Here is a 7,810-nt window from a genome sequence, read left to right on the forward strand (position 1 = left end):
GCGCACGTTTTCAGGCGTTTTTACGCCGCCAGCGGCCTGTTGACTGGCCTTAAAAGCTGCATTTTTGCGAAAAAAACCCTGAGCAGACGCAAACGTTTAACACTACGCTTATCATAGAGTTAGATAAGCACTGGAGTCCGATTTTCATGGCAACAATTAAAGATGTGGCGAAACGCGCTGGCGTCTCAACGACCACCGTTTCGCACGTCATCAATAAAACCCGCTTTGTGGCTGAAGAGACGCGCAACGCGGTCTGGCAGGCGATTAAAGAACTGCACTACTCGCCGAGCGCCGTGGCGCGCAGCCTGAAAGTGAACCACACCAAAACGCTGGGCCTGCTTGCCACCTCCAGCGAAGCGCCCTATTTCGCTGAAATTATCGAAGCGGTTGAAAATCACTGCTTTGACAAAGGCTATACGCTGATTCTGGGTAATGCGCATAACGATCTGCAAAAACAGCGCGCCTATCTCAGCATGATGGCGCAGAAACGCGTCGATGGGCTGCTGGTGATGTGTTCTGAATATCCGGACGATCTGCTGCAGATGCTGGAAGAGAACCGCAATATCCCGATGGTGGTGATGGACTGGGGCGAGTCGCGCGCTGACTTCACCGACACGGTACTGGATAATGCTTTCCAGGGCGGCTATCTGGCGGGACGCTATCTGATTGAACGCGGACACCGGGATATTGGTGCAATCCCCGGCCAGATGGAGCGTAACACCGGTGGCGGACGTCATGCCGGTTTCCTGAAGGCGATGGAAGAAGCGGGTATTCAGCCACGCGCCGAGTGGATTGTGCAGGGTGACTTTGAGCCGGAGTCGGGCTATCAGGCGATGCAGCAGATCCTGTCGCAGAAGCAGCGTCCGACGGCGGTGTTCTGTGGCGGTGACATCATGGCGATGGGCGCGATTTGCGCCGCCGACGAGATGGGTTTACGCGTCCCCCAGGATATTTCGGTGATCGGCTATGACAATGTGCGCAACGCCCGCTATTTTGCACCGGCCCTGACCACAGTGCATCAGCCTAAAGCCCAGCTGGGTGAGAAAGCGCTGGAAATGCTGCTGGACCGCATTACCAGTAAACGCGAAGTGTCACAAACGATTGAGGTCCATCCCACGCTGATTGAGCGCCGTTCCGTGGCCGATGGCCCGTTCCGCGACTATCGCCGTTAATGCTCGCTTAACCACTCCTGATTAAGCGTTTGCGCATCACCCAGATAGCTGAGCAACCAGCCTGTCGCCGGTGATGCGCGATCCTCTGCCCAGCTGACGCAGCATGGGCTGTCCGGAAACGCCACCGGCAGCGTCAGTTCAACCAGCTCGCCGCTGTCGAGCAGTGGCCTGGCCAGATGACCCGGCACCATCGCCACACACAATCCCGCCTGCACGCAATCCAGCCCGGTTTGCCACTCCGGCACCACCAGCCGGCGCTGGTTATCCAGCGTCCATGTCATACGACGCGGCAGTGCCCGTGAAGTATCTTCCAGCACCAGGGATGGCCAGCTCCGCAGCGTGTCATCATCTATCTGGCTCGCCTGCGTCAGAGGATGGTCGGGCGCAACCACGCAGCGCCAGTTAAGTGTGCCCATATCCCGAAAAGCAAAACGTCCGCCCACCGGTATCGCCTGCGTGGCACCAATCGCCACTTCCACCCGGCCATCGGCCAGCGCATCCCAGACGCCGTTAAAGACTTCATAGCTGATGATCAGCTCCATATCGGGAAAGTGGCGATAGAAATCTTTGACCAGTTGTCGGGTGCGCTGAGGTTTAGCGATACGGTCAACGGCAATGCTTAGCTGGCCGCGCCAGCCGTTAGCCAGCTGCTGACACTGTCGCCGGGTGGCAAGCATTTTTTTGATGACGCTGCGTCCTTCCCGGACAAAATGCTCACCCGCCGGGGTCAGAACCACTTCGCGATGCTGCCGTTCAAACAGCGGTACCGCCAGCCAGTTCTCCAGCTGACGCACCGTATAGCTGATGGCAGAGGGCACCCGATGTAACTCCTGCGCGGCGGCGCTGAAGCTCCCCCCACGGGCGACAGCGTCAACCACCTCTAATGCATATTCTGACCACATAATCTGCCTTCAAAAATTTTAACAGCAATCGGCAAATATTACCGTTTCACAGCAGCAAACGCACCTTTTACACTCTGCCGCGTTTATCCTGCAAAAATGAGAATCAGATGCTGTCGAATAAAGGGTTTATGCCCTACCTTGCCCTGCTGAGCATGCTGGGCTTTTTAGCCACTGATATGTACCTGCCCGCCTTTGGTGCGATGCAGCAAACCTTTAACACTTCACCCGGTCTGATCAGCGCCAGTATGAGTCTCTTCCTGGGCGGCTTCGCCGTGGGTCAGCTCTTCTGGGGACCGCTTTCCGATCGCATCGGTCGTAAACCGGTGCTGCTGTCCGGACTGGCCATGTTTGGCGCTGGCTGCGCAGGCATGCTGTGGGTGAATGATATCTATCTGATGCTGGCGCTGCGTTTTGTCCAGGCGATTGGCGTCTGTGCCGCTGCCGTAAGCTGGCAGGCGCTGGTGGTGGATCGCTACCCTGCAGCGCGCGCTAACAAAGTCTTTGCCACCATTATGCCGCTGGTTGCGCTCTCTCCGGCGCTGGCTCCGCTACTGGGTGCCTGGCTGATCGGCCACTTCCACTGGCGTTCGATTTTCCTGGTGCTGACCCTGATTGCGGTGGCGTTGATTCTGACCACGCTGCGTCTGCCCACCGTGCGCAAGGCCGCGGGAGAAAAAGGTGCGCAGCCCGGCTTTTTCACGCTGCTTAAATCACGGGTCTACAGCGGCAACGTGCTGATCTACTCCGCCTGCTCAGCCAGCTTCTTTGCCTGGCTGACCGGATCGCCCTTTATTCTGGCGGATCTGGGTCTGTCGCCCGCCGATATCGGTCTGAGTTATGTGCCCCAGACGCTCGCCTTTTTAATTGGTGGCTTCGGCTGTCGCACCCTGCTCAACCGCTTTAACGGCGCACAGTTGCTGCCCTGGCTGCTGGCCGTCTACAGCCTGAGCATTCTGGCGCTGTTTGCTGTTGCGCTTGCTGGCAGCAGCACGCTGGTGAGTCTGATGGTACCGTTCTGCGGTATGGCGCTGGCTAACGGCGCGATCTATCCGATTGTGGTGTCCAGTGCGCTGATGCCCTTCCCAACCGCTACCGGTAAAGCCGCCGCGTTGCAGAATACACTGCAGTTAGGACTCTGTTTCGCTGCCAGCCTGGCAGTGTCGGCCGGCTTAACTCAGCCGCTATTTACCACCACACTGATGATGACGGTGACAATTGTGCTGGCGCTGTTGGGTTACGCCATGCAGCGTGCCGCAAGCGCACAAACTGTTGTTGCCTCTGCGCAAACTGCCTGCCAGGATAATCAGTGACACACTGACTTTTTAGTTAGCGCCCTAACAATAAGTTATTGAATATTGACCCGCGTGAGCATATACTCATCCGGGTCAACAAATCTGTAATAAATCAACAATATAATAACGTAATAATCTGATTGGCACCCTGCTGCCGGGACGGTATTCGCGCGCGTTATTCTCACCTTACCCGACCTGCTGCAGGCTGTTCCAGTCCTCTGTATCACACAGATAACCGGTTTGCGGAGCCATCCGCATCGTTTCTCATTGCCTGAATAAATTGGCTACTCTTTGTTCAGGTTCAGATTGGACAGGTGGTGGAAAATCTATGAGTTCATCTTATGCAGAAGAAGTGAGCCTCGAAGAAAACCATTGGTATCGCATCGTTCATGAACTGCTGGAAAAAGCGGATATCGAAATTAATGGTTCACGTCCCTGGGATATTCATATTAATCATCCTGGTTTTTTTAAACGTGTTCTGCAGGAGGGCTCTCTTGGGCTCGGTGAGAGCTATATGGATGGATGGTGGGAGTGTGACCGGCTGGATATTTTCTTCCACCAGGTACTTAAACATAAACTCGATCAGCAGCTGCCTCATCACTTCAAAGATACGCTGCGCATTGCCGCCGCACGCTTAACCAATCTGCAGTCAAAAAAACGGGCGTGGATTGTCGGTAAAGAGCATTACGACCTGGGCAACGACCTCTTTTCACTGATGCTCGATCCCTATATGCAATACTCCTGTGGCTACTGGAAAGAGGCGACGACACTGGCGATGGCGCAGGAAGCCAAGCTGGATATGATCTGCCGTAAATTAGCGCTGGAACCTGGAATGTCACTGCTGGATATCGGCTGTGGCTGGGGCGGACTCGCGGAATTTGCCGCACGTTATTATGGCGTTAAAGTGCATGGCGTGACGATTTCCGCCGAACAACAGAAACTGGCGCAGCAGCGCTGCAGCGGATTAGACGTCACGATTCTGTTGCAGGATTATCGCGATCTGAATGAGCAGTTTGATCGTATTGTGTCGGTGGGTATGTTTGAACATGTCGGACCGAAAAATTATGCGACCTATTTTGACGTGGTCGATCGTAATTTAAAGCCTGACGGTATTTTCCTGCTTCACACCATCGGCGCAATCAAAACTGATATGAGTGTCGATCCCTGGATCGATAAATATATCTTCCCCAACGGCTGCCTGCCTTCGGTGCGCCATGTGGCCGATGCCAGCGAGCCCCATTTTATTCTGGAAGACTGGCACAATTTCGGCGCAGATTACGACAAAACACTGATGGCCTGGCATGAACGCTTTTTGCAGGCCTGGCCGGAGCTGGCCGATAAATATGGCGAACGCTTTAAGCGTATGTTCTCCTATTATCTGAATGCCTGTGCCGGTGCCTTCCGGGCGCGTGATATTCAGCTGTGGCAGATCGTGTTCAGTCGCGGCGTTGAGGGGGGATTACGGGTGGCGCGGTAGGGGTTAAAAAGCGGGCAATTAACAAGGCGCTGCCCCGGCTGAACACTTGAAAAAAAGGGACTGTTTTGCTTTAACAGGGAGTGTTGCGCCAGGAACAGGGTCAGATCGGAAAGTCGCAAACCCTGTCATCCCTGACACGCCCGGCCCACGCGATTACGCACCTCATCCTGAGGTGCGCCCGTTGCTGGGTCAACGCTTTGCGCTGTTCAAAAACGCTCCCGGCGTTTTTATCCGGGCGGCGGGACGCTTTCCTCTTCTGACCCGGCGCCCTGCGCTTTTATAGTGCTGACAGAGTAAAACCGATTGGGCTGTCTGCGGTGCTTACGCGCCTTTTATTAACTCTCTGTCGTTGACTGGCCGGTCAGCATGCTCATCGCCGCCGCGGCATCGCGCTGTGCTAATACCCGCTCAACGGTCTCCACGATTGCCTGCGTGTGCGGATCGATTTCAATATTCACCCGATCGCCAAAGGTCTTCGCCCCCAGCGTAGTACGCTCCAGCGTTTCCGGGATCAGATAGACGCAGAACTTAGTCTTAGTCACATCGCCTACCGTCAGGCTGATACCGTCGATGCCGACAAACCCTTTATGCAGAATATATTTCATCTGCGCCGCATCCTGGATTTTAAACCAGACCTCGCGGTTATGTTCTGACTGGATGATCTTGCAGATTTCAGCGGTGGTCATAATATGACCAGACATCAGGTGTCCGCCTATTTCATCGCTGAATTTCGCTGCACGCTCAATATTGACCACATCGCCCTGACGTAAATCGCCAAGGTTAGTCACCCGCAATGTCTCTTTAATTAAATCAAAACTGACGCGGTCGCCTTCAATTGCCGTTACGGTTAAACAGCAACCGTTATGGGCTACGGATGCGCCCAGCGCCAGACCCGGTAAGAGCTCTTGCGGCAGGCGGACAGTATGGGTACGAAACAGTTCTTTCTCTTCAATGGACACGATTTCTGCGGTGCCCTGCACAATACCGGTAAACATAGTCTTTGCCTCTGCGAAGTTTACGCTAGTTTATCACAGCTCAGGTCGGCTGTTAGATTTCAGCCCGCACCGCCGCTTTATAGCGGAGCAAACCGCATTGTGTGACAAAGATTGGCGAATTCTGTTACGCCAGTTACACTAGCTCGCGAAATTCCCCGGGCTTCCTGCCCCTTTTAATTCATTCAATAAGTCAGGTGTTAACGTGCAGAAGTATTTAACAGAAGCGCGTCAATTGCTGGCCCTTGCGATTCCGGTCATCCTTGCTCAGGTGGCTCAAACCGCAATGGGATTTGTGGATACCATTATGGCCGGCGCAGTCAGCGCCACGGATATGGCCGCCGTTGCTGTCGGCACCTCTGTCTGGCTACCGGCCATCCTGTTTGGTCATGGTCTTCTGCTTGCATTGACGCCCACCGTTGCGCAACTCAATGGTTCTGGCCGCCGCGAACGCATCGGTGAACAGATCCGCCAGGGATACTGGCTCGCCTTTTTCGTCTCCCTGCTGATTATGGTGCTGTTGTGGCATGCCGGTTATCTTATCCGGGCGATGCATGACATCGATCCAGTGCTGGCGCTGAAGGCAGAAGGCTATCTGCATGCCCTGCTGTTCGGCGCGCCTGGCTACCTCTTCTTCCAGGTGCTCCGCAATCAATGCGAGGGGCTGTCGAAAACCAAACCCGGCATGGTGCTGGGCTTTTTAGGCCTGATGTTCAACATCCCGCTCAACTATGTCTTTATCTATGGCCACTTCGGCATGCCTGCCCTGGGCGGTGTCGGATGCGGCGTGGCGACCGCCTCGGTCTACTGGGTGATGTTTATCTGCATGCGCTTCTGGGTGCGCCGGATGGGTAGCATGCGCGATATCCGTATGGAGAGCCGCTGGTCACCCCCTTCCCGTCCGATTCTGAGCCGCCTGATGACGCTGGGATTGCCGGTGGCGCTGGCACTCTTCTTTGAGGTCACGTTGTTCGCCGTGGTAGCCCTGCTGGTTTCGCCACTGGGCATCGTTAACGTGGCCGGCCACCAGATTGCGCTGAATTTCAGTTCACTGATGTTTGTATTGCCGCTGTCGCTGGGTGTCGCGACCACCATCCGCGTCGGTTATCGTCTGGGCCAGGGCTCCACCGAGCAGGCACGGGTCGCGGCCTGGACCGCCCAGGGTGTTGGCATCAGCATGGCGGCGCTGACCGCCATTTTTACCGTGACGTTTCGTCATCAGATTGCCCTGCTCTATAACGACAACCCTGAAGTGGTGACGCTGGCGGCACAGCTGATGCTGCTGGCGGCAATTTATCAGTTCTCAGACTCGATACAGGTGATTGGCAGCGGGATCCTGCGCGGCTATAAAGATACGCGGTCGATTTTCTTTATTACCTTTATCGCTTACTGGCTGCTGGGGCTGCCAGCCGGTTATCTGCTGGCGCTGACCGACTGGGTGGTGCCGCGCATGGGACCTGCGGGCTTCTGGTGCGGCTTTATTATCGGCCTGACCTCGGCTGCGGTGATGATGATATGGCGCATCAGACGGTTACAGCAATCACCGGCGGAAATTATCCTGACGCGTGCAGCGCGATAACGTTCGAGGCGGGTCATTCATGGCCCGCAATGACGAAAAAAACGACGGTTAGCACAGTTGCTGTGCAGTCATGGCGAAAAAACTATTTTCCCCTTGCCAGCCTCACACGCTGCCGTTAATATTCGTCCCCGCTGTCGCCCTGACAGCATGTTGCGCTCTTAGCTCAGTTGGTTAGAGCACCACCTTGACATGGTGGGGGTCGATGGTTCGAGTCCATTAGAGCGCACCAAGTGCGTCCGTAGCTCAGTTGGTTAGAGCACCACCTTGACATGGTGGGGGTCGGTGGTTCGAGTCCACTCGGACGCACCAATATTCAGTATGCGCTCTTAGCTCAGTTGGTTAGAGCACCACCTTGACATGGTGGGGGTCGATGGTTCGAGTCCATTAGAGCGCACC

Annotated in this window: 6 protein-coding genes and 3 tRNA genes; 7 read left to right on the forward strand and 2 right to left on the reverse strand. The window is 55.4% G+C overall.

Annotation, left to right across the window (positions count from 1 at the left end; all coding sequences use genetic code 11):
* The first annotated feature begins 146 nt into the window (after positions 1–146).
* On the forward strand, positions 147–1,172 hold the full coding sequence (purR, locus tag NR201_RS01860) for an HTH-type transcriptional repressor PurR (RefSeq protein WP_010245595.1): 1,026 nt from the start codon (positions 147–149) through the stop codon (positions 1,170–1,172).
* Here the strand turns inward: purR and punR are convergent.
* Positions 1,169–2,074: a DNA-binding transcriptional activator PunR gene (gene punR, locus NR201_RS01865; RefSeq protein WP_033771638.1), complete on the reverse strand. Its 906-nt coding sequence runs from the start codon at positions 2,072–2,074 to the stop codon at positions 1,169–1,171. The genes purR and punR overlap by 4 nt on opposite strands.
* 107 nt (positions 2,075–2,181) lie before the next feature.
* On the opposite strand from punR, the gene punC reads away from it, so the two are divergent.
* Positions 2,182–3,384, forward strand: coding sequence for a purine nucleoside transporter PunC (punC, locus tag NR201_RS01870; RefSeq protein WP_033771637.1), 1,203 nt, complete (start codon positions 2,182–2,184; stop codon positions 3,382–3,384).
* Positions 3,385–3,694: 310 nt separating this feature from the next.
* Positions 3,695–4,843 carry a cyclopropane fatty acyl phospholipid synthase gene (gene cfa, locus NR201_RS01875; RefSeq protein WP_182504769.1) on the forward strand — a complete coding sequence of 383 codons (1,149 nt, stop codon included), beginning with the start codon at positions 3,695–3,697 and terminating at the stop codon, positions 4,841–4,843.
* A gap of 335 nt (positions 4,844–5,178) precedes the next feature.
* On the opposite strand, the gene NR201_RS01880 is transcribed toward cfa, so the two are convergent.
* Entirely contained in the window at positions 5,179–5,838 is a 660-nt protein-coding gene (locus NR201_RS01880; protein WP_052271704.1) for a riboflavin synthase, read from the reverse strand.
* A 202-nt stretch (positions 5,839–6,040) separates the two neighbouring features.
* On the opposite strand from NR201_RS01880, the gene NR201_RS01885 reads away from it, so the two are divergent.
* The 4 genes from NR201_RS01885 (at position 6,041) to NR201_RS01900 (ending at position 7,808) form a co-directional block, all read left to right on the forward strand.
* Positions 6,041–7,414 (forward strand): MATE family efflux transporter, encoded by a 1,374-nt coding sequence (locus NR201_RS01885; protein WP_022625743.1) that lies wholly within the window; start codon positions 6,041–6,043, stop codon positions 7,412–7,414.
* 152 nt (positions 7,415–7,566) lie between these two features.
* Positions 7,567–7,643, forward strand: a tRNA-Val gene (locus NR201_RS01890).
* Between the two features lie 3 nt (positions 7,644–7,646).
* Positions 7,647–7,723 (forward strand) — tRNA-Val (locus NR201_RS01895).
* An 11-nt stretch (positions 7,724–7,734) separates the two neighbouring features.
* A tRNA-Val gene (locus NR201_RS01900) sits at positions 7,735–7,808 on the forward strand.
* The last annotated feature ends 2 nt before the right edge of the window (positions 7,809–7,810 follow it).

Origin of the sequence: Pantoea sp. Fr-CA_6 (assembly GCF_024520895.1) — a bacterium.
GTDB lineage: Bacteria > Pseudomonadota > Gammaproteobacteria > Enterobacterales > Enterobacteriaceae > Pantoea > Pantoea agglomerans.

What these genes read in the sequence shown, in the direction of transcription:
- NR201_RS01880 (WP_052271704.1), bottom strand. Translation starts at nt 5,838, where the DNA reads ATGTTTACCGGTATTGTGCAGGGCACCGCAGAAATCGTGTCCATTGAA.
- purR (WP_010245595.1), top strand. Translation starts at nt 147, where the DNA reads ATGGCAACAATTAAAGATGTGGCGAAACGCGCTGGCGTCTCAACGACC.
- punR (WP_033771638.1), bottom strand. Translation starts at nt 2,074, where the DNA reads ATGTGGTCAGAATATGCATTAGAGGTGGTTGACGCTGTCGCCCGTGGG.
- punC (WP_033771637.1), top strand. Translation starts at nt 2,182, where the DNA reads ATGCTGTCGAATAAAGGGTTTATGCCCTACCTTGCCCTGCTGAGCATG.
- cfa (WP_182504769.1), top strand. Translation starts at nt 3,695, where the DNA reads ATGAGTTCATCTTATGCAGAAGAAGTGAGCCTCGAAGAAAACCATTGG.